Annotated in this window: 17 protein-coding genes, 1 tRNA gene and 1 other RNA gene; 6 read left to right on the top strand and 13 right to left on the bottom strand. The window is 72.5% G+C overall.

Annotated features, from left to right (window positions below; translation table 11 throughout):
* Positions 1–90: 90 nt before the first annotated feature.
* From ACFRMQ_RS08040 to ffs, 3 genes are all read right to left on the bottom strand, one after another.
* Positions 91–429, bottom strand: coding sequence for a YbaB/EbfC family nucleoid-associated protein (locus ACFRMQ_RS08040; protein WP_380728147.1), 339 nt, complete (start codon positions 427–429; stop codon positions 91–93).
* A 152-nt stretch (positions 430–581) separates the two neighbouring features.
* A complete protein-coding gene (locus tag ACFRMQ_RS08035; protein ID WP_380728145.1) occupies positions 582–2,741 on the bottom strand; it encodes a DNA polymerase III subunit gamma and tau in 2,160 nt (719 codons plus the stop codon).
* Between the two features lie 66 nt (positions 2,742–2,807).
* Positions 2,808–2,904: signal recognition particle sRNA small type (ffs, locus tag ACFRMQ_RS08030), an RNA gene on the bottom strand.
* A 108-nt stretch (positions 2,905–3,012) separates the two neighbouring features.
* On the opposite strand from ffs, the gene ACFRMQ_RS08025 reads away from it, so the two are divergent.
* Positions 3,013–3,097 (top strand) — tRNA-Ser (locus ACFRMQ_RS08025).
* Between the two features lie 58 nt (positions 3,098–3,155).
* Here the strand turns inward: ACFRMQ_RS08025 and ACFRMQ_RS08020 are convergent.
* Together ACFRMQ_RS08020 and ACFRMQ_RS08015 are read right to left on the bottom strand one after the other, a co-directional pair.
* A complete protein-coding gene (locus ACFRMQ_RS08020; protein ID WP_380728143.1) occupies positions 3,156–3,356 on the bottom strand; it encodes a hypothetical protein in 201 nt (66 codons plus the stop codon).
* On the bottom strand, positions 3,349–5,727 hold the full coding sequence (locus tag ACFRMQ_RS08015; RefSeq protein WP_380728141.1) for an N-6 DNA methylase: 2,379 nt from the start codon (positions 5,725–5,727) through the stop codon (positions 3,349–3,351). Before ACFRMQ_RS08015 ends, ACFRMQ_RS08020 begins: the two co-directional genes overlap by 8 nt.
* A gap of 496 nt (positions 5,728–6,223) precedes the next feature.
* On the opposite strand from ACFRMQ_RS08015, the gene ACFRMQ_RS08010 reads away from it, so the two are divergent.
* Positions 6,224–6,640, top strand: a complete 417-nt coding sequence (locus ACFRMQ_RS08010) for a hypothetical protein (RefSeq protein ID WP_380728139.1) — start codon at positions 6,224–6,226, stop codon at positions 6,638–6,640.
* A gap of 551 nt (positions 6,641–7,191) precedes the next feature.
* On the opposite strand, the gene ACFRMQ_RS08005 is transcribed toward ACFRMQ_RS08010, so the two are convergent.
* Positions 7,192–7,620 carry a CBS domain-containing protein gene (locus tag ACFRMQ_RS08005; protein WP_380728134.1) on the bottom strand — a complete coding sequence of 143 codons (429 nt, stop codon included), beginning with the start codon at positions 7,618–7,620 and terminating at the stop codon, positions 7,192–7,194.
* A 258-nt stretch (positions 7,621–7,878) separates the two neighbouring features.
* Here ACFRMQ_RS08005 and ACFRMQ_RS08000 point away from each other — a divergent pair, with 258 nt between their 5' ends.
* On the top strand, positions 7,879–8,325 hold the full coding sequence (locus ACFRMQ_RS08000) for a DUF5994 family protein (protein WP_380728132.1): 447 nt from the start codon (positions 7,879–7,881) through the stop codon (positions 8,323–8,325).
* A 163-nt stretch (positions 8,326–8,488) separates the two neighbouring features.
* Here the strand turns inward: ACFRMQ_RS08000 and ACFRMQ_RS07995 are convergent, their stop codons facing one another.
* Positions 8,489–9,937: an amidase gene (locus ACFRMQ_RS07995; RefSeq protein WP_380728130.1), complete on the bottom strand. Its 1,449-nt coding sequence runs from the start codon at positions 9,935–9,937 to the stop codon at positions 8,489–8,491.
* A gap of 219 nt (positions 9,938–10,156) precedes the next feature.
* Here ACFRMQ_RS07995 and ACFRMQ_RS07990 point away from each other — a divergent pair, with 219 nt between their 5' ends.
* Entirely contained in the window at positions 10,157–10,558 is a 402-nt protein-coding gene (locus ACFRMQ_RS07990) for a VOC family protein (RefSeq protein ID WP_380728128.1), read from the top strand.
* Positions 10,559–10,565: 7 nt separating this feature from the next.
* On the opposite strand, the gene ACFRMQ_RS07985 is transcribed toward ACFRMQ_RS07990, so the two are convergent.
* Together ACFRMQ_RS07985 and ACFRMQ_RS07980 are read right to left on the bottom strand one after the other, a co-directional pair.
* A complete protein-coding gene (locus ACFRMQ_RS07985) occupies positions 10,566–11,273 on the bottom strand; it encodes a helix-turn-helix domain-containing protein (protein ID WP_380728126.1) in 708 nt (235 codons plus the stop codon).
* Between the two features lie 120 nt (positions 11,274–11,393).
* Positions 11,394–12,908, bottom strand: coding sequence for an MFS transporter (locus ACFRMQ_RS07980; RefSeq protein ID WP_380728124.1), 1,515 nt, complete (start codon positions 12,906–12,908; stop codon positions 11,394–11,396).
* Positions 12,909–13,173: 265 nt separating this feature from the next.
* Here ACFRMQ_RS07980 and ACFRMQ_RS07975 point away from each other — a divergent pair, with 265 nt between their 5' ends.
* Complete coding sequence (locus ACFRMQ_RS07975; protein ID WP_380728122.1) at positions 13,174–13,938, top strand: TetR/AcrR family transcriptional regulator; 765 nt, start codon at positions 13,174–13,176, stop codon at positions 13,936–13,938.
* Positions 13,939–14,031: 93 nt separating this feature from the next.
* Here ACFRMQ_RS07975 and ACFRMQ_RS07970 read toward each other — a convergent pair whose 3' ends face one another.
* Together ACFRMQ_RS07970 and ACFRMQ_RS07965 are read right to left on the bottom strand one after the other, a co-directional pair.
* Entirely contained in the window at positions 14,032–14,805 is a 774-nt protein-coding gene (locus ACFRMQ_RS07970) for an isocitrate lyase/phosphoenolpyruvate mutase family protein (RefSeq protein WP_380728120.1), read from the bottom strand.
* Entirely contained in the window at positions 14,802–16,196 is a 1,395-nt protein-coding gene (locus tag ACFRMQ_RS07965) for a hypothetical protein (protein WP_380728118.1), read from the bottom strand. The genes ACFRMQ_RS07970 and ACFRMQ_RS07965 overlap by 4 nt, the downstream gene beginning before the upstream one ends.
* Positions 16,197–16,398: 202 nt before the next feature.
* On the opposite strand from ACFRMQ_RS07965, the gene ACFRMQ_RS07960 reads away from it, so the two are divergent.
* The gene (locus tag ACFRMQ_RS07960) at positions 16,399–17,130 is read left to right on the top strand and encodes an ArsR/SmtB family transcription factor (protein ID WP_380728116.1); all 732 of its coding nucleotides are present in this window, start codon (positions 16,399–16,401) and stop codon (positions 17,128–17,130) included.
* Positions 17,131–17,164: 34 nt separating this feature from the next.
* Here the strand turns inward: ACFRMQ_RS07960 and ACFRMQ_RS07955 are convergent, their stop codons facing one another.
* Together ACFRMQ_RS07955 and ACFRMQ_RS07950 are read right to left on the bottom strand one after the other, a co-directional pair.
* Positions 17,165–17,713 carry a DinB family protein gene (locus ACFRMQ_RS07955; protein WP_380728114.1) on the bottom strand — a complete coding sequence of 183 codons (549 nt, stop codon included), beginning with the start codon at positions 17,711–17,713 and terminating at the stop codon, positions 17,165–17,167.
* 39 nt (positions 17,714–17,752) lie between these two features.
* Positions 17,753–18,559, bottom strand: a complete 807-nt coding sequence (locus ACFRMQ_RS07950; protein ID WP_380728112.1) for a VOC family protein — start codon at positions 18,557–18,559, stop codon at positions 17,753–17,755.
* Positions 18,560–18,679: the final 120 nt, after the last annotated feature.

The following is an 18,679-nucleotide window of genomic DNA, read 5'->3' as shown; positions in this document are numbered from 1 at the left end:
ATAAATCACATGGGTCCATCGTCTGAACTTCAGACTCTCTGGCCCCAAGAATCCGACGTCAGAACATCAGAACATCGGAACGGCAAAACATCAGAACGGCAGACCGGGGATGCCGCCGCCCAGGCCCTGGGTCAGCGGGCCCATGCGCTCGGCCTGCATCTTCTGCGCGGCCTGGTTGGCGTCCCGGACGGCCGCCAGGACCAGGTCGGCCAGGGTCTCGGTGTCCTCCGGGTCCACCGCCGCCGGGGCGATGGTCAGCGCCACCAGCTCGCCGGAGCCGGTCACCGTCGCCTCGACCAGGCCGCCGCCCGCCGTACCGTTCACCTTCGTCTCGGCCAGCTCCTGCTGGGCCTTCGCGAGATCCTGCTGCATCTTCTGCGCCTGCTTCAGCAGCTGCTGCATGTTGGGCTGGCCACCACCGGGGAACACGGCTGTCTCCTTGCTGTCACGGCTGTCTTGCGATGCTTCGTCCGTCACCGCCGAGCCTACGTGCTGCCTGCCGGACGGAGCCCCGGATCAGGGCCCGGATCAGGGCCCGGATCAGGGACGGCTCGGGGACGGCTCGGGGGCCGCCGCTCCGATCAGGCGCCCTGGTGGTGGATCTCCTCCAGCACCGTCGCCCCCAGCTCGCGGATGATCAGCTCCTGGCCGGAGAACACGTCCTCCTTGAGGTCCGGGTCGTCCGCCTCCGGGACGTCGTCCTCCGGAGCCACCGACCGCACCGGCGGGACCGGCGCGGCCGCCACCGGCGGCGGGGCCTGCACCGGCGCGGACCGCGCGGGCGGAGCCTGGACGGGCGCCGGCGCGACCTGCACCGGCGTGGCCTGCACGGGCGCCGGAGCGGGCGCGGGCATCGACGGCGCGGCGGCCGCCGGACGCGCCGGGGCTCCCCAGCCGCCGCCACCCTGGGCACCGCCGGACGGCACACCGCCGGACGGGCCTCCGACACCGCCGGACGGGTCGATGATGCACTCGACCCGCCAGTCCACGCCCAGCGCGTCGCCCAGCGCCGAGCGCAGCACCTCGTCGCTGTTGCTGCCGACGAAGCTGTCCCGGGCGCCGGCGTTGATGAAGGACACCTGGAGCACGCTGCCGTCGAACCCGGCCACCTGGCCGTTCTGGCTGAGCAGGATCCAGGTGAAGCGACGGCGGTTCTTCACCGCCTCCAGGATCTGCGGCCACAGCTGCCGGACCTGCGCGGCACCCTGCTGCGCGGCCGCCGACGGCTGCCCGCCGGGGGCCGCCGCCGGGGCGGGAGCGGACACGGGGGCAGCCGGAGCCTGGGCGGGGGCCGGAGCGGCCTGCGGCGGCGCGGCGGGCGCGGGCGCGGACGTCGCGGGGGCGCCACCGGCGGGCGGGAAGCTGCGCGGGATCGGCCAGGCACCCGGCGCCGGCCCGGCGGGCGCGGCAGCGGCAGCGGGCGGCGGGGCCTGCACGGGCTGCGCGGGCATGGCCTGCACCGGCGGTGCGACGGGTGCGGGGGCGGGTGTGGATGCCACCGGCGCCTCCGCCATCGGGGCCGGAGCCGGGGCCGGGGCCGGGGCCGCCATCGGGGCCGCCAGCGGCGCGGCGAACCCGCCCGCCGTCGCCCGCCGCTCCAGCTTGTCCAGCCGCGCCTGCAACGACAGCTCGTCGCTGTACGCGCCCGGCAGCATCACCCGGGCGCAGATCAGCTCCAGCTGGAGCCGGGGCGCCGAATTGCCGCGCATCTCCGTCAGCCCGGTGTTGACGATGTCGGCGGCCCGGCTCAGCTCGGCCGCGCCGAACGCGTCCGCCTGCGCCTGCATCACCGCGACCCGGTCGGCCGGGGCGTCGATCAGCCCCTTCTCCCCCGCGTCCGGCACCGTGGCCAGGATCACCAGGTCACGCAGCCGCTCCAGCAGGTCGGTGACGAAGCGGCGCGGGTCGTGCCCGCCCTCGACCACCCGGTCGATCACCTGGAACACCGTCGCCCCGTCGTGCGCGGCGAAGGCGTCCACCACCTCGTCCAGCAACGCGGAGTCGGTGTACCCGAGCAGCGCCGTGGCCATCTGGTACGTGACGCCGCCCTCGCCGGCCCCGGCCAGCAACTGGTCCATGACCGACATCGAGTCACGCACCGACCCGGCACCCGCCCGGACCACCAGCGGGAACACGGAGTCCTCGACCTGGATGCCCTCCCGGCCGCACACCTCCGTCAGGTAGTCGCGCAGCGTGCCGGGCGGGACCAGCCGGAACGGGTAGTGGTGCGTCCGGGACCGGATCGTCCCGATCACCTTCTCCGGCTCGGTGGTCGCGAAGATGAACTTCAGGTGCTCCGGCGGCTCCTCGACCACCTTGAGCAGCGCGTTGAAGCCGGCCGAGGTCACCATGTGCGCCTCGTCCAGGATGAAGATCTTGTACCGGCTGTGCACCGGCGCGAAGAACGCCCGCTCGCGCAGCTCGCGCGCGTCGTCCACACCACCGTGCGAGGCGGCGTCGATCTCGATCACGTCGATCGACCCGGGCCCACCGGTCGCCAGGTCCCGGCAGGACTGGCACTCTCCGCAGGGCGTCGGCGTCGGCCCCTGCTCACAGTTGAGGCAACGGGCCAGGATGCGCGCGCTCGTCGTCTTGCCACAGCCACGCGGCCCGCTGAACAGGTAGGCGTGGTTGACCCTGTTGTTGCGCAGGGCCTGCTGGAGCGGAGCGGTCACGTGCTCCTGCCCGATGACCTCCGCGAAGGTCTCGGGGCGGTAGCGGCGGTACAGGGCTAGGGACACACCACCGACGATATCGGGACGGACCGACAAACGCGTCGCCCCTCACTCCCCGGCGCCTCCCGGGAACGCGAAGACCCCCCGTGCACCCGCCAGAGCCCTCCTACCCTTGCTGCCTTCCGGCCCTGGGGGGGTTCAGAGAGATGACGCCACACGAGGGGCTGACCCCCACACTACCGGATTCCCGCCCCGACGATCCACAGGCCACCCCCACCCTCCCGCCTGCGAGACAGGTGGTCGCGACCACCCCGAAACATGTACTAAGCTCTCCCACGGAGGATTCGCCTAGAGGCCTAGGGCGCACGCTTGGAAAGCGTGTTGGGGGCAACCCCTCACGAGTTCGAATCTCGTATCCTCCGCCGGCAGAAGGCCCGGACCGCTCAGCGGCCCGGGCCTTCGTCGTTTCCGGTGTCCGGCTCAGCCGCTCACGGCGGCCGAGAGGACCGCGAGGCAGAGCAGCATGCAGCTGGCGAAGGCCGCGCCGGCCGTGATGACGGCGCTGTGCCGGTCCGCGCCGGCGCCCCGCTTCAGCATGAAGGCCAGCAAAGCGATGACCACGGAAGTGAGCGCGGAGACAAGCAGCCACGGGACTCGCGTGACGACGGGCAGGCTACTCATTTTCGGCTTCCTCTGCTGTGGTGTGGTCGATAGCAGGGATGAGGCCCGCATCGGACTGGTGAGTGGTCGGCAGTGCCGCGGTGTCCACCAAGAGCGTTGAAAGCTCGCCCCTGGCGGCATCGGCTGCGGCAGCTGCCTGCTGGTGGGCTGCGATCTGATCGTCGAGCGCACGCAGAAGCTCTCCAACACGCTGCTGCTCCTCGTACGGCGGCAGCGATACCGGGAGCTGCCTCATCGCGCTGGTCTTGATCGAGTGGACGGTCGACATCGCCGCCCGGTCCTTGATCCATGCCTGGGCTCCCGGAAGCGAGAGGTATGCCAGGACGAAACGCGGGTCCACATCGGGTTCGAAGTCGTGCAGCCGGAGGAGGTTCCCGCTGTAAAGGCTGCCGGCCCCCTCCGCTCCCACCAGTGCCACGGGTCCGACCGTCCCGGTACGCGTGCAGAGGATGTCGCTCTCGCGCAACAGGAACCGTTGGAGCTGCTGCGCGTCGCGTGCCGAGATTCTGGTGTCCTCGCTGCCATGGATCCGCCGGTTTCGCAGGTGCTTGGGCAACACCACTCGAACAGTGCCGTCCTCGGAGTACATCCCGGGGTTCAGCAAGGAGGGCGACGGGCCTGGCTGCACCTTGCACAGATCCTGCAGGAGCACGTTCCGTCGGCCGCCCGCATCGGGTTCCGGGCTGCGGCCGGGCGCTGCCCGCTCCCAGAGCCGCCACGCCTCCGCGTCCAGGGATCCCGCCAGGTCCAGGGAATCGTCGAGCTTCCGACGGGCGGATTTCACCTGCTCGGGTGTCGCCGCCTCGTACGCGCCGAGGCTGACGTAGTCGACGGGGCTGAGCGAGTAGCCACGCTGCTCGATCTCCTCCACGGCGACGGATCGCCCGAGCGCGCGCGCTTCGTCGGGCACGGGGTTCCCGTCACGCAGCGATCGGTGGATCTGTCCCAGGAGCCGTACGTCGTCGGGGCTCAGCTCTCGGCGGGTCCGCGTGACCAGCTCACCCAACTCGCGGGCATTGATGAAGTGCACCTCGGTACGTTGCGACGGCGCTGACAGGAACCAGATGCAGGCCGACACCGCGGTACCGGTGAAGAGGTGTGAGGGAAGGGCGAGGATGCCGTCGACGACCCCGTCCTCGACCAGGGCTTGCCGGATCGCGCGCTCCCTCGGCTGGTCGGATACGGCAGCGTTGTCCGCCATGATCACCGCAGCTCGTCCGCCGGGTCCGAGAGTGGAGAGGATGTGCTGGATCCAGGCGAAGTTGGCGTTGGATGGAGGCGGGGACCCATATCGCCAACCTCCGGCCACGACCCGGCCCGATTCGGCGTTGAACGGCGGATTCGCCAGAACCAGGTCCACCCGTTCCTGCCGTCGCTCCGCCGGCTCGGGCCATGGTGCGATGTCATGGGTGCCCACCCGTGGCGTCACACCGTGGAGCATCAAGTTCATCGCGGTCAGGCGCAGCGTCGCCTCGTCCGGCTTTCCGGCCGTTACCCTCAACACCGAACCGTCACCACTGGCCGCCACCATGGCCGACAGCAGCTCACCGCCACGCGGATAGGGATCGTGGAGCCGGCCCGACACACCCGCCGGGGCAACCAGCTCCCTCAGCAGGGCCACCACCGTTCTGGGTGTGAAGGCGCTACGACTGTCCATGCGCACGACCTCGGCGTACGCGTCGAGCAGATCTCGGAAGGCATCCCGGTCGAGTCCAGCCACCGAGGTCATCAACTGCGGTACGTCAGCAGCGAGTAGGGGCTCAAGACCCTGCAGCGCAAACCGCATGGCCGGCGCCGCCCCACAGGTCTTCAGCAACCGATCGGTTCGCTCCCCCACCTCGCTGAGGAAGCCTTTGGGTGTCACCGCCGGGTGTGCGCCGACCCGATCCTCCAGGGCCACCCAGTCCTTGTGTGCTCCCCACCTCAGAAAGATCAGGCACATCGGCAAGGGAAGATAGGCCGTCAGCGACGGCGCGCCCCACGTTTCCACCATCTGGGGTTTCAGCAACTCTGCCAGGACTTGCCGGGACCGCGACCGCGACTGCTCGGCACTCGGTGAAGAGACGGCGAACCCAGCGGCCCGGTCGGCCGCGGGCACTCCCTCGTACTGCCCGGACAAGGCTCGGACCCTGTCGCCATAGGTGATCCCTACGTGCTCCCCCTCCCTCCGTGCCGACTTGGGCACAGACCGGGCGTCGAGCCATCGCACGATGTCAGCGAGCCGAAACAACCGCTTGTGGCCGACCCGCTGCTCCTGCGGAAAGTCCGGATGGCGGTTCTGCCAGTTCGTGACCGCAGGGGCCCCGACGCCGGCCAGCTCTGCGATCTTGGCCCGGGAGACGAGTCTCCTGTCACTACTCTTGTCACTCAACGCAGTCATTCTCCCCGCCATCGGTCGGCTGCCCTGTTGAAGCAAAGCTAGATGACTGGCCATCAGACCACCAACTGCGCACTGAAGTGCGCACAGGTCTCTACTGCCGCAACCTTCAGAGAAAGCACAGACCGCCACTCAAGAGAGTGGTCATGAGCTGCAGCTTTACTGACAAGCCGTGAATGCACCTCCGCAGTCGACCGACGCAAGGAGCAAACCGTGAACTTCACACTTTCAGGGAGGGCACACCATGAGAAGCCTTCGAGAGCCATCCGGAAGTCAGCATCCCCGAAAGCCGCGAGGAGTGTCGACACTCTCCGTGATTCCCCCTACAGAGCGGAGGCATCGACCCGGCCGCGTCCGCTCCCGTTCAATGCGGCCCCACGCAGGACGTCCAGCCAGCCCGATCGGCCACTCCGGGCTCCGGGCCCGGGGGCGCAGCCCTTCGATCGACTTCGGAACACATTCCGAAGTAGCGTCGAGTCCCCCTCTCACTGTGTCGTTCTCCGACCTCTCGAAGAACTCGAAGCGTGTCGCGGACACCGTCGAGCGGGCACAGCGCGTCCACGTCACCCGTCGTGACGGCGAGGACCCGTACCTGACCACCGAGCGTCACGACCGTCAGCGCGAGGAGGCCGCGGATGCCACCGCGCGCCTGTTCGCGGCTTTGATCACCAGTGACGAGGGTGCGCCCGGTCCTCCTCGCCTCCCCGAGGTCTTCCCGTGGGCTCGACACCTGTCGGCCGAGGAGGTGCGCGAGTTCGTCGTCGACCTCGTGGACGCCACCCGCGACGTGAGTGGAACTGGACGTCCACACCAACCTGCACCGCGTGATCGTCGAGTGACGGGCCACTGCCAGGATCCTGGCGGACCCCACACTGAGCGCCCAGCTCACCGAGCCACTTCCTGGTGATGACCACGGCGAGGTACTCGCCCTATGAGCCCCAGGCATGGAGACGACGTCCCGCCACCACCGGTCGGTGACGAGTGGCGGCTGCGGTTCGCCACCAACGAAGCCGCCAAGGGGTGGGGCCACCTCTGCATGGAGGCGCCGGGCACCCGACGCTGCTTCGAAGCCCTCCGCACCACCCCCTGTCCACGAGTGACCCGATCGACAGCACCGACTCCACGGCCGCCTGGCGACGCGCGTTCTCGGTAGGTGAGCACCACCTGGTCTCAGTTCTGGTCTCGTTCACCCCCGTCCAGCCAGATTCAGTTGCCCCTCAGTGGTTGACGACGCCGCAGGTCAGGACGGGTGTGAACCCCGGCGGACGGGGTTCGGGAGAATTGGAAAGCGTGTTGGGGGCAACCCCTCACGAGTTCGAATCTCGTATCCTCCGCCTTCGCCCGCCAGGGCAAACGAAGGCCCGGGCCGCTGAGCGGTCCGGGCCTTCGTCATGTTCGTGGTCTCAGTCCTGGTCCCAGTCGGTCCGACCGGTTCCCACCGAGGGAACATCGGGGGCTTCACGGGATCGGTGTGACGGCGAGCAGGCCGGTGGCGCGGGCCGCGGTGAGGACGCCGAGGATGTAGCCGTCCTCGTCTACGACCGGCCAGACCGCCAGGTGCTTGATCCGCATCGCGAACGCGGCCAAGGCCAGGCCCATGGTCGGCCAGGCGAACGGGCCGCGCTGGTGCGAGGTGGCACTGATCGCGGTCCGCTCGGTGTACCAGGAACTGGCCAGGAACGGGTGGAGTCCGGTGCGGGTGACCAGCCCCTCGCACCGGCCGTCGTGGTCGCGAACGAGCAGGTACTCGATGTCGGCGCCACGGAGTACGTCGTTGGCCTGGTCGACGGTGCTGTCGTCGGCTATCTGGTAGTCGCAGGGGTCCATGGCGTCGGCGACCGTGAGGCCGTAACCGGGCCGTACCGGCTGTGGGGAGTGAGTGGTCACGGTGTTCACCGTTCCCGTCTCCGGCTGCCCGCTGGGGACCGCCGGGCTGACCTTCACCCAGAACGAAGCCGGAACGGGGACCGGAATGCGGGATGCCCTGGATGTCCCCGAGGCTACTCCGATGGCGCACAGCCCGGAGGAGACCGCCGCGGAGTAGCGTGGGAGGCAGACAACCGAGGACATTCCGCACACCGGCATCAGCGTCGGCGTCGCCCTGGGTCATGATTGGTCCTTCGTGGACCGGACGGGCGGCTTCGCATGATGCCGATCCCCTTCCCCGCCTCCTCTTCCGGGCCGTGGGCGGTGCCCGACGCCCCGCTGCTGCCTCGTCTGGAACTGGAACCGACCATGTCGCGGGAGGGTGTCTTCGACGGCGCCTGGTGGCCCCGCTCGAACCACGTCCTCGCCGAGCTTCCGGACCTGATCACCGCGCTCGGCGCCCACTTCGGGCGCATCGTCCGAGTCGGCCTCGACACCTCGGCCTGGGATGGCGTGCCCCGGTCCGTGGCGGCGAACGGCCTGACGATCAGGATCAACTGGTTCACCGGCAGCGACGCGACGATCAGCGTCACCCGGGGCTTCCAGGACCACTTCCTGCTGCTGGTGGTACCGCCCGGCACCACCTCGGCGACGGCCGCCTCGGCGATGGCCGGAGCCTCGGCGACCGGGAACCACACCCCGGCGGCAGAACTCCTGCTCGGCTGAGCGGTCCGGCACCACCGCGTGCCGGACCACTCCGACCGAGGTCTCTCCGCCTTCGCCGTGTCGCGGCGGGTGCCCGGCACCGCAGCCGCCTCGGTCACGATCGGCTCCGAGAGCGCCGGGTCTCCCGCCGCTACGCCGCAGGGCGGCAGCCCGGTGGCGGCCCTCAGAATCCCGGCGGACGGCGGAACCCGCCGATCACCTCCGCGAGGCACCGCACGAACCGGACCGCGGTGCGGTCGTGCAGGTAGGGCGCGATCACCTGGACGCCGACGGGAAGCCCGTCGCGGGTCGCCCCGACAGGTGCCACCGCCGCGGGCAGGTGGTTGAGCGACGACGGCGCCACCCACGCGAGCATCTCGTGGTACGGCCGGTCGGCGCCGTCGACCCGCAGGGTCCGGACCGACCAGTCGGGGTCGGGCCGGTGGTCGTGGGGGAAGGCGGCCGTGGGGCTCACCGGGCAGATGAGCACGTCGACGTCGCGGAAGAACTCGGCCCAGCGGCGGCGGGAGTGCTGCCGGCGTTCGTCGAGGTCGTGCCAGTCACGGAAGCGGAGCGTCAGGTCCGACGCGAACCCGCCGGCGGCCCCTTCCGCCGCGGCGGCCGCCACGAGGCCGGCGTACGACTCGGCCGACTCGACCAGCCCGCTCTGTGCCATCAGCAGCGGCCGGTAGAGGGCCATCGTCTCTTCGAGCCCGACCGGTCCCCCGCCCTCGACCACGACCGCGCCCTCGGCCCGCACCGCCTCCAGCGCGGCCCGCATGATCGCGCTCAGCTCGCTGTCGACGGGGCAGAACGGGTCGTCGAGCCAGGCCGCGACCCGGAAGTCCCGCAGGGGGCCCGGTCTGGCGGGGGGCAGCTCCAGCCGCCATCCCGGGGCGCGGTCGTGGTCCGCTCCCGCGAGGACGTCGAGGCCCAGGTCGAGGTCGTCGGCGTGCCGGCCGAGCGGGCCGAGGACCGCCATGTCGAAATCCGCCAGCGTCCCGGGGGCGTGTCCCGAGACGCTCCCGTACCTCGGCACGATCCCGAAGGACGGGCGCAGCCCGTAGACACCGCAGAAGTGTGCGGGCACCCGTATCGAGCCCGCCGTGTCGCCGCCGAGTTCCAGGCCGGTCAGCCCTGCGGCGAGTGCCGCGGCGGACCCGCCGGACGAACCGCCGGGTCCGCGGGCCGGATCCCACGGATTGCTGGTGGTCCCGTAGACCTCGTTGTGGGTCTGCCAGTCCCGGGCGTCGGGCGGCATGTTGGTCTTGCCGAAGACGACCGCTCCCGCGTTCTTGAGCCGTGCGACCGACTCGGCGTCGCTCGTCGAGACGTGATGTCCCCAGCGGGCCGACCCTCCGGTGGTCCGCATGCCCGCGGCTTCGAGACTGTCCTTGATCGTCACGGGGACGCCGTGCAGGCGGCCGAGCGGCTCGCCGCGGGAGACAGCGCGGTCGGCCGCCAGCGCCGCGGCTCTCGCACCCTCCTCGTCCCGGGCGACGATGGCGTTCACCTTCGGATCGAGCCGCTCCACCCGGGCGAGGTAGTGGTCGAGCAACTCGGTGCTCGACACCTCCTTCGCCGCGACCGCGGCGGCGAGCTGACCCGCGGAGCGGAATGCCAGATCGGTCATGCAATCTCCAGGGAGGCCAGACCCGCGTCGGCCGCATCGCTGCGACCGGCGCACATCCCTGTTCAGGGCGGGTCTGAGCCGACCCTAACGGACGTGGGGAGCCATGTCGGGGTGTGGTTCTCCTCACGGCCGGCAGCGGTTTCGTCCGGCGCCGGCGGGCGGGCGAGAGGTCCGATTCGTTCAAGACCGGGCGTCCGGGTGCTGTCTAGCGTGGCGGGCATGGAGAGCACAGGTGCACCGCGGTTCGCGTTCGTCGGGTTGGTCGTTGCGGATGTGGCCGCTTCGGTCGGGTTCTACCGGCGGTTGGGGGTGGGGTTTCCCGAGGGGGTCGAGGGAGAGGGGCACGTGGAGGGCGAGCTGCCGGGCGGGCCGTTGCTGGTGCTCGACGCCGAGGAGACCATCCGGTCGTTCCACCCGGGGTGGCGGGCGCCGAGCGGTGGTGCGCGCAGTGCGCTGGCGTTCCGTTGCGGGAGTCCCGCGGAGGTGGACGTGCTGTACGGGGAGCTGACCGGGGCCGGGTACCACGGGGAGTTGGAGCCGTGGGACGCCTTCTGGGGGCAGCGGTACGCCGTGGTGCGCGATCCGGACGGCAACGGGGTGGATCTGCTCGCCCCGCTGTAGTGGAGGGCTACGGGCGCAGCAGGGCGGTCGCCGGCATGCCGGCCAGCTGCCGGACGTCGCGCGCCAGGTGCGCCTGGTCGGCGTAACCGGTCCGGGCCGCCGTGTCGGCCAGCGGGACGCCGGTGCGGGCGAGTGCCAGGGCGCGTTGCATGCGCAGGATCCGGGCGAGGGTCTTGGGGCCGTAACCGAAGGCGTCGAGCGAGCGGCGGTGGAGTTGACGCGCTCCGAGGCCGACCGTCGCGGCCGTCACGGCGACGGAGCGGCCGGCCCGGAGGGAGGCGGCCACGGCGCGGATCAGGGCGTCCTCGGGCGGTGCGTCGGCGGCCAGGCGCAGGGCCAGGGACTCCAGGGCGGCGGCCGGGTCGGGGGCCGCGTCGAGGCGTTCGGTGAGGCGCCGGACCTCGGCGGCGGGCCTCAGGTCGGCCAACTCGACGCGGCGGTCCAGCAGTTCGTGTGCGGGGACGCCGAGCAGCGCGGGGGCGGCACCGGGGCGGAAGCGTACGCCGGCCCACGGGCCGTGAAGTCCGGGTCCGGGGCGGAAGGCGCGGGTGTCCGGTCCGGCGACCAGCAGCCGGCCTTCCGTCCACAGCAGGTCCATGCAGCCGTCGGGCAGGACGGGCCCGGTCTCGGTGGCGCCGCCGCGCCGGAGGGCCGCCTTGGTCCACACGACCGCACCGGGCAGCCGGGACGCGCGCTCCAGGTACTCGGAGGACATGACGCGAGGCTACGCGTCGCGGGGCGGGGGCGTGCGCACGCCGATGGCCCCGAGCGCGCGAGGCGGGGTCGGGGCCGTCGGGGTCATCGGGGCCGTCTGCGTTCAGGCGGCCTGCCGCGGTCAGGCGGCCGGCTCGGGCTGCGGCGCCGTCGGGGCTCCGGCGGCCGGGCCCGCGGTCTTCCGGGCGTCGCGCATCAGGACCAGGGTGAGCGCCGCGGCCGCGACGACCGCGATGCCGCCCACCGTGAAGGTGGTGGAGGTGGCGGTGTTGAAGGCCTCACGGGCGGCCGCGACCAGGCCGCCGTCCCCGGTGGAACCGGCCGTCGCGAGCGCGCCGGTGATGTCGTTGCGGGCGGCGGCGGGGGCCGTGTCGGGCATCGCGCCGGTGTAGGTGCTGGAGAGCACGGTGCCGAGGATGGCCACGCCGAGCGCCGCGCCGGACTGCTGGATGGTGTCGTTGAGCGCGGAGCCGACGCCCGCGTGCTCGCTGGGGATGGCGCTCATCAGCGCGTTGGCGGCGGCCGGCATGCCGAGGCCGGAGCCGGCGCCGAGCACCAGCATGGCCAGGACGACCTTGGTGAAGCCGTCGCCGACCGAGAGGGTGGCCAGCAGCCCGAAGCCGCCCGCGATGACCAGCATGCCGATCGAGGTCAGCAGCCGTGCCGGGAGCTTCTTGCCGAGCGCCGCGCCCAGCGCGTTGAACGCCAGCGAGGCGACGGCCAGCGGCAGGAAGGCGAGGCCGGTGTCGGTGGGCGAGAACTCCAGGACGAACTGGAGGTGCTGGGTGAGGACCAGCATCAGCCCGCCGGTGGCGAAGGTCAGCAGGACGAGGGAGAAGCTGGCGCCGGTGAAGACCCGGTTGCGGAACAGCTTGAGCGGGACCATCGGCGAGTCGGTGCGGACCTGCCGGACGGCGAACCCGGCCAGCGCGGCGACGGCGAGGAGGAGCCCGCCGAGGGTGCTCGCGCTGGCGAAGCCGTCCCGGGGCAGCACGATGATCGACCAGACCAGCGCCGTCATGCCGACCATCGACAGCACCATGCCCGGCAGGTCGGGCCGACGCCACGGCCCCTTGGACTCCGGCATCAGCAGCACGGCCGCGACGATGGCCACCGCCGCGATCGGCACGTTGAGCAGGAAGACCGCGCCCCACCAGAAGTGCGCGATCAGCGCGCCGCCCAGCACCGGGCCCCCGACCAGGCCGACCATGGCCACCGCCGTCCAGGCGGCGATCGCCTTCGGGCGCTCCTCGTCGTCGAAGACGGTGATCAGGATGGAGAGCGTGCTCGGCATGACCAGCGCGCCGCCGACGCCCATCAGGACGCGTCCGGCGATCAGCTCACCGGGGCTGCCGGCGTACGCCGCGACCAGTGAGGCGGCACCGAACAGGGCCAGGCCGACGATCATCACCTTCCGCCGTCCGAAGCGGTCGGAGAGGCTGCCCGAGGTGAGCAGCAGGCCGGCGAAGACCAGGATGTACGAGTCGATGATCCACTGGATGTCCTGCGCGCCGGCCTTGAGGTCCTCCGCGATCGGCGGGATGGACACCGTGAGCACCATGTTGTCGATCACCAGCACCAGGCTGCTGAGACAGAGCACGACCAGGATGAGCCAGCGCTGCGGATGCCGTTCCACGGCGTTTCCCCCTTTGGACCTTCAGGTCTTCGGATCTTCGGAAGTCGTCGCGGGCACACCGCCCTCCGTCCCCACGGGTACGGTGTGCGCCGCTCCGAACACTGTACGGACGCCGCACACTGTTCGCAACGCCGAACGGCGTTCGATCTCCGCACGCTGTTCGCCCAGCCGTACACTGTTCCCAGCACGTTGCGGCGAGCTGCGGCAAGCTGAGCCGAACCGGACGGGATCCGGACGATTGGTGACGATTGGCGAGGAGGGCCCGATGGCGGCCAAGTCAGAGGACGGTTCGGCCCCGGGCATGCCCCTGCCCTGGAGCCGCCCGCAGCGACGGCGGGAGCAGCCCGCCCTCAGCCGGGACCAGATCGTCGCCGAGGCCCTCGCACTGCTGGCCTCCGACGGCATCGAGGCGCTGAGCATGCGCAAGCTCGCCGCCCGGCTGAACGCGGGCGCGACCTCCCTGTACACCCACGTCGCCAACAAGGACGAACTGCTCGCCCTGGTCGTCGACGAGGTCTTCGGCACCCTCCCGCGGCCCGAGGCCGAGGGCTCGGAGGACCCGAAGGTGTGGCGCGAGAAGGTCATGGAGTGCGCCGAGAGCATGCGCGCGGCCATCATGCACCACCCGTGGATGGTCTCGGTGATCGGCGACGTCGGGATGATCTACCTCGGCCCCAACTGGATGCGGCTCTCCGAATCCATGCTCGCCGTCATGGAGACGGCCGGCTTCAAACTCGGCGAAGCGAACGTCGCGATGAGCGCGGTGATGGGCTACACCATCGGGGCGGCCTGCGTGGAGGCCTCCTGGGTGACCGCGCTGGCCCGCAGCGGCCAGGACGAACAGGAGTGGATGGACCAACTGGTGCCCGCCGTCATCGAGGCCACCAAGGAGTTCCCGCGGCTGCACCGGCTGTACACCACGGAGGTGCCGGACGAGGTCGCCGAGGGCCGGGACGGCAGCTTCACCCTCGGCGTCAACGTCATCCTGGACGGCATCGAGGCGAACCTGGACGCCCGCCGCCAGGACTGAGGCCGTCCACCCGGAGGCGCTCGGCCCGCGAGGTTCGGCCCGCGAGGCTCCGCGCTGCGGTGCTCGGCCCGCGAGCCTCGGCCCACAGGACGCTCAACTCCCGCTGAGCGCCTCCACCTCGGCGTACCCCGGCACCGGACCGACCGGCTCGCCCGCCGCGACGGCGGCCGCCGTGGCCACCGCCGCCGCGAGCGCCGCGCGGTACAGCAGCGAGCCCAGGCTGACCCGGGACACCCCGAGCGCGGCCAGTTCGGCGAGGCCCGGGCCGGACGGCGACCAGAGGACGTTGAGCGGGACGGCGAGCGCGCCGACCAGTCTGGCGATGGCCGCCGGATCGGCCAGCCCGGGGACGAACACGCCGTCCGCGCCCGCCTGTTGGTAGGCGTCCAGGCGTCGGAGCGCCTCCGCTTCGGGGGCCTCCTGGCCGCACCAGTAGGTGTCGGTGCGGGCGTTCACGAACAGCTCCGGCGCGGCCGCCTTCACCGCCGCGATCTTCGCGGCGTGCCGGGCGGCCGAAGTCAGGCTGCCGTCCGCCCGGCCGTCCTCCAGGTTGATGCCGGCCGCGCCGACCCGTGCCAACTCGACGGCCAGTTCGGCGACTTCGTCCGGGTCGTCGCTGAAGCCGGACTCCGCGTCCACACTGAGCAGGAAGCCGCCGTGCCCGAGCCGCCGCGCCAGTCGTACGGTCTGCGCGCGGGTGGCGGCGGCGCCGTCGGGCAGACCGGCGGCCGCCGCCACGCCCAGGCTGGTGGTGCCGATCGCGGGGTGGCCCTGGGAGGCCAGGGCGACGGCCGAGGCGTGGTCCCAGGCGTTGGGGAGCAGCAGCGGGCGGCCGGGCCGGTGGTGCAGGGCGGCGAAGGGGGTCATCGGTCCGTCTCCTCGGGCTCGTTCGGCCGGTCTTCGGTTCGGCTCTCCGGCCGGTCTTCGGTTCGGCTCTCGGTCCGGCTCTCGGTCCGGCCTTGGGCCGGGCAACCCGCCATGCCCTCAAGCGAGTTCGCGTAGTAGTACCCGGCCTCGGAGACGTGGCAGACGATCTGCCGGAAGCTCCAGCCGGTCCCCGGCGAGTCGTCCAGCCGGTCGTCCGGCAGCGCGGCGACCCGCCGCGACCAGATCCCGGCCAGCCTGGTCAGCCGGCTGCGGGCCTCGTCCAGGTCGGCGGTGGTGAACGGGGCGAGGTCGGCCGGGGTGGTGGTGGCGGAGGCGTGCCAGTGGTCCGGCTCGGTCGGCTCGCCGGCCAGTCGGGCCTCCACCTCCGCCAGGTGGTCGAGGAGGTGGTCGGCGATCCGGCGAACCACCTTGTGCGGCGCGTAGGTTCGTCCGTCCACGTTGACGACCGGGCGGCCGCCCCAGGCCGTCCAGGCGGCGGCCAGGGCGAGCACGTGGTCCACCATCTCCGGTACCAGCGCGACGAGTTCGGCCTTGCCGAGATCCGGCGCGGGCGGATTCCCGGTGTCCGCCGGATCGGAGGCGCCGTACAGGACGCCCTCGGCGACGGCCAGGGCCTGCGAGCGGCCGGGGCAACCCCTCGGCGGGGCACCGAAGGTGAGCGCGACGCCCGCGGGCGCCCCGGCCTGGGCGGCCACGATGTCGAGCAGGACCACCGTCCCGGCCGGCACCGTCACTCCACCGAGCTCGGTCGCCCGGGCGGCGAACCGGCGCATCGTCCGGACCGGCGGGTCCGCGCGCAGCACGCCGCGCAGCCCGTCCCCGTTCCGGCGGGCCCCCTCGACCAGGGCGGCGGTGGCGTCGCAGGCCTGGACGAGCAGACCGATCCGGTTCGCGGCCGTCTCCTCGTCCGGGTCGCCCATCGCGGGCAGCAACCGTGCCACCGCGGCGTCCGCCGCCGGGTCGGAGCCGTCCGGCGTGGCGGCGAAGTACGCCTCGGACACCGCCGCGACGTCCCGCGCCACGGCCTCCGGGTCGGCCAGGCCGAGCTCCGCCGCGAGCACCCGGACCACTCTCAGCCGTACGTCGGGCTCGAAGCCTCCGGCCGCCGCCACCCGCAGCCGGGCCGGATCCAGTCGTTCCAGGTCGGCCAGCACCAGCGCCCGGCGCCGGGCGTGCGGTTCGCCCGAACTGAACCGGGCGACGGAGGACCGCAGCCAGGCCACCGTGCCGGAGCCGACACGGGGAGGGGGGCCGGGGAACGGGTCGGCCGGCGGAGGCACCAGCGCCGGGTCGGCCAGTGCCGCCGTCACGTCGTCGTAGCGGGAGAAGGTCATCGTCACGGGGCCGGAGACCACCGGGGTTTCGCTCATGCCGCCATCGTGGCTCCGGGACGTTTCGGCCCCCGCCGAACCGTCCCGGCGCGACCCTGGAGGCATGCCCCCCTCCCCGTACGCGCCCGCACCCCCGCACCCGCCCCCTCCCCCGGGCGCGAGTCCCGGGCACGGCGGCCCGAGTCCCGGCCCCGGGAGCCCGAATCCCCGCCCCGGGAGCCCGAGCCCCGACCATGGAGGCATGACGCTCGCCGCCTTCGCCGCCCTGCTCGCCGACCCCACCCGCGCCGCCTTCTGCTCCGCGCTGCTCGACGGCCGCGCCTGGACCGCCGGCGAGCTGGCCCGGCACGCGCGCGTCGCGCCGTCCACCGCCAGTGAGCACCTGTCCAGGCTGATCGCGGGTGGCCTGCTGGCCGAGGAACGGCAGGGCCGGCACCGGTACGTCCGGCTGGCCGGCCCCGCGGTGGCCACCCTGATCGAGGACCTCACGTCCTTCGCCGAGACCGCCCCCGGCCCTGGCCCCGGAACCGGAACCGGCCGCGTGAACGGCCCCGCGGCCGCGCCCCGCACCCTGGGCGAGGCCACCCGGCTGAGCGCCGAGGCCCGCGCCCGCACCTGCTACGACCATCTGGCCGGCCGCCTCGGCGTGGCCGTCTCGGACGCGCTGATCGCGGGTGGCCTGGTCACCGAGGTCGGCGGGCTCGCCGTCACCGAGCGCGGCCGGGAGTGGCTGGCGGCGCAGGCGATCGAGCTGCCGCCACGCGCGGGCCGCCGGGGCGGACGCCCGCTGGTGCGCAGCTGTCTGGACTGGACGGAGCGCCGAGGCCATCTGGGCGGGGCGCTGGGCGCGGCGCTCTGCCGGACCGCCCTGGACCGCGCCTGGGTGGAGCGGATCGGCTCCGGCCGGGCCCTGCGGGTCACCCCGGAGGGCGGCCGGGCGCTGCGCGAACTCCTCGGCGTCGAGCTGCCCTGACCCGCCTTCCCGTACGGGCCGGGCCCCCGCCGGATCAGCCCATCGACTTCGCCCCGTCCAGCGACTCCCGGATGATGTCCGCGTGCCCGGCGTGCTGCGCGGTCTCCGCGATCAGGTGCAGCACCACCCGCCGGGCCGACCAGGCCGCCCCCGGCGTGAACCAGGGCGCCGACGGCAGCGGGTGGCCGCGGTCGAGGTCGGGCAGCGTCCGGACCAGTTCGTCCGTCCCGCGCGCCACCCGCTCGTACTCGGCGAGCAGACCGGCCAGCGTCTCGCCCGCCGCCATCCGGAACTGGGCCGCCCAGGCCTCCGGGTCGCCGGGCCCACGCCGGTCGCCGGCCCGGTCGCCGTCCTGGTCACCGTCCTGGTCACCGTCTCCGGCGCGCATCGCCTCCGCGCCGCCGGTGATGAACCGCGCCCAACGCGCCTCGACCGCCGCCACGTGCTTGATCAGGCCGCCGAGACACAGCTCGCTGACCGTGGTGCGCTCGGCCGCCTGCTCGTCGGTGAGGTCGCGGACGGTGCGCCGCAGCAGCCCGCGGTGCCGGTCCAGCGTCTCGACCAGTTCCTCGCGCTCACCCATGAGCCGCCTCCATCGGCCGCCCCGCCGCCGTCCGCCCCATCAGACGTCCTCCGTCCGCGGCGGCTCGCCGGCCGTCCGCCCGAGGTCGATCAGTCCGAAGGCCGCGCCCTGCGGGTCGCCGACCGCCGCGAACCGGCCGAACGGGCTGTCCATCGGCCCGAAGTACACCGTGCCGCCGCGCGCCGTCAGCCGCCCGATCGCGGCGTCGGTGTCCTCCACCGCGAAGTAGACGCTGATGTACGAGGGCGCCTCGGGCGGCAGGAAGTCGCCCTCCGCCGCCATCCGGCCGAGCACGGCCCGCTCGCCGACCTGGTACATCCGGTAGTCGAAGTCCCCGCCCGCCATCTTCTTCGCGCCGTACGGGAAGACCGCCGGGAAGAAGGCGTCGGCCTTCGCGGGCTCCCGGGTCACCAGCTCGGCCCAGCTGTACGCACCGGGCTCGCCCTGCCGTTCGAAGCCCTCGTGCCGCCCGGCCTGCCAGACGCCGAACACCACGCCCGCCGGGTCCTTGGCGATCACCATGGTGCCGAAGTCGCCGATCCGCATCGGCCCCATGACCACCTCGCCGCCATGGGCGCGGATCCGTGCCGCGGTGGCGCCGGCGTCCGGCGAGGCCAGGTAGAGGCACCAGGCGGACCGCGCCGGGGTGCCTTCCCCGCCCGGCATCGGCGGCACGATCGCGGCGACCGCCTTGCCGTCCGAGTACGCCTGGGTGTAGTCGCCGTACTCCGACGAGCTCTCGCCGAAGGTCCAGCCCAGCACGTCACCGTAGAAGGCCTTCGCGCCCTCCAGGTCGGTGAACATCGCGTCGGCCCAACAGGGTGTGCCCTCAGGTAGCGCAGCCATCTCTCTGCCCTCGTGTGTGGCGAAGCGCGTGCGCCGGAGGGCGCACGCCGGCCCCGGTGTCGTATAAACATATGTCGCTGCGGGGGGTTTTGGGGGTGTTGATGTGGGGGGTGGGCGGGT

This window comes from Kitasatospora sp. NPDC056783, assembly GCF_042789895.1.
GTDB lineage: Bacteria > Actinomycetota > Actinomycetes > Streptomycetales > Streptomycetaceae > Kitasatospora.
The sequence above is the reverse complement of the archived record's forward strand: the minus strand, read 5'-3'. Positions and strand labels throughout refer to the sequence as shown.

Coding starts and splice junctions, on each gene's coding strand:
- ACFRMQ_RS08020 (WP_380728143.1), bottom strand. CDS start 3,356: ATGAGTAGCCTGCCCGTCGTCACGCGAGTCCCGTGGCTGCTTGTCTCC.
- ACFRMQ_RS08000 (WP_380728132.1), top strand. CDS start 7,879: ATGATGCCGATCCCCTTCCCCGCCTCCTCTTCCGGGCCGTGGGCGGTG.
- ACFRMQ_RS07995 (WP_380728130.1), bottom strand. CDS start 9,937: ATGACCGATCTGGCATTCCGCTCCGCGGGTCAGCTCGCCGCCGCGGTC.
- ACFRMQ_RS07990 (WP_380728128.1), top strand. CDS start 10,157: ATGGAGAGCACAGGTGCACCGCGGTTCGCGTTCGTCGGGTTGGTCGTT.
- ACFRMQ_RS07985 (WP_380728126.1), bottom strand. CDS start 11,273: ATGTCCTCCGAGTACCTGGAGCGCGCGTCCCGGCTGCCCGGTGCGGTC.
- ACFRMQ_RS07975 (WP_380728122.1), top strand. CDS start 13,174: ATGGCGGCCAAGTCAGAGGACGGTTCGGCCCCGGGCATGCCCCTGCCC.
- ACFRMQ_RS07970 (WP_380728120.1), bottom strand. CDS start 14,805: ATGACCCCCTTCGCCGCCCTGCACCACCGGCCCGGCCGCCCGCTGCTG.
- ACFRMQ_RS07965 (WP_380728118.1), bottom strand. CDS start 16,196: ATGAGCGAAACCCCGGTGGTCTCCGGCCCCGTGACGATGACCTTCTCC.
- ACFRMQ_RS07960 (WP_380728116.1), top strand. CDS start 16,399: ATGACGCTCGCCGCCTTCGCCGCCCTGCTCGCCGACCCCACCCGCGCC.
- ACFRMQ_RS07955 (WP_380728114.1), bottom strand. CDS start 17,713: ATGGGTGAGCGCGAGGAACTGGTCGAGACGCTGGACCGGCACCGCGGG.
- ACFRMQ_RS07950 (WP_380728112.1), bottom strand. CDS start 18,559: ATGGCTGCGCTACCTGAGGGCACACCCTGTTGGGCCGACGCGATGTTC.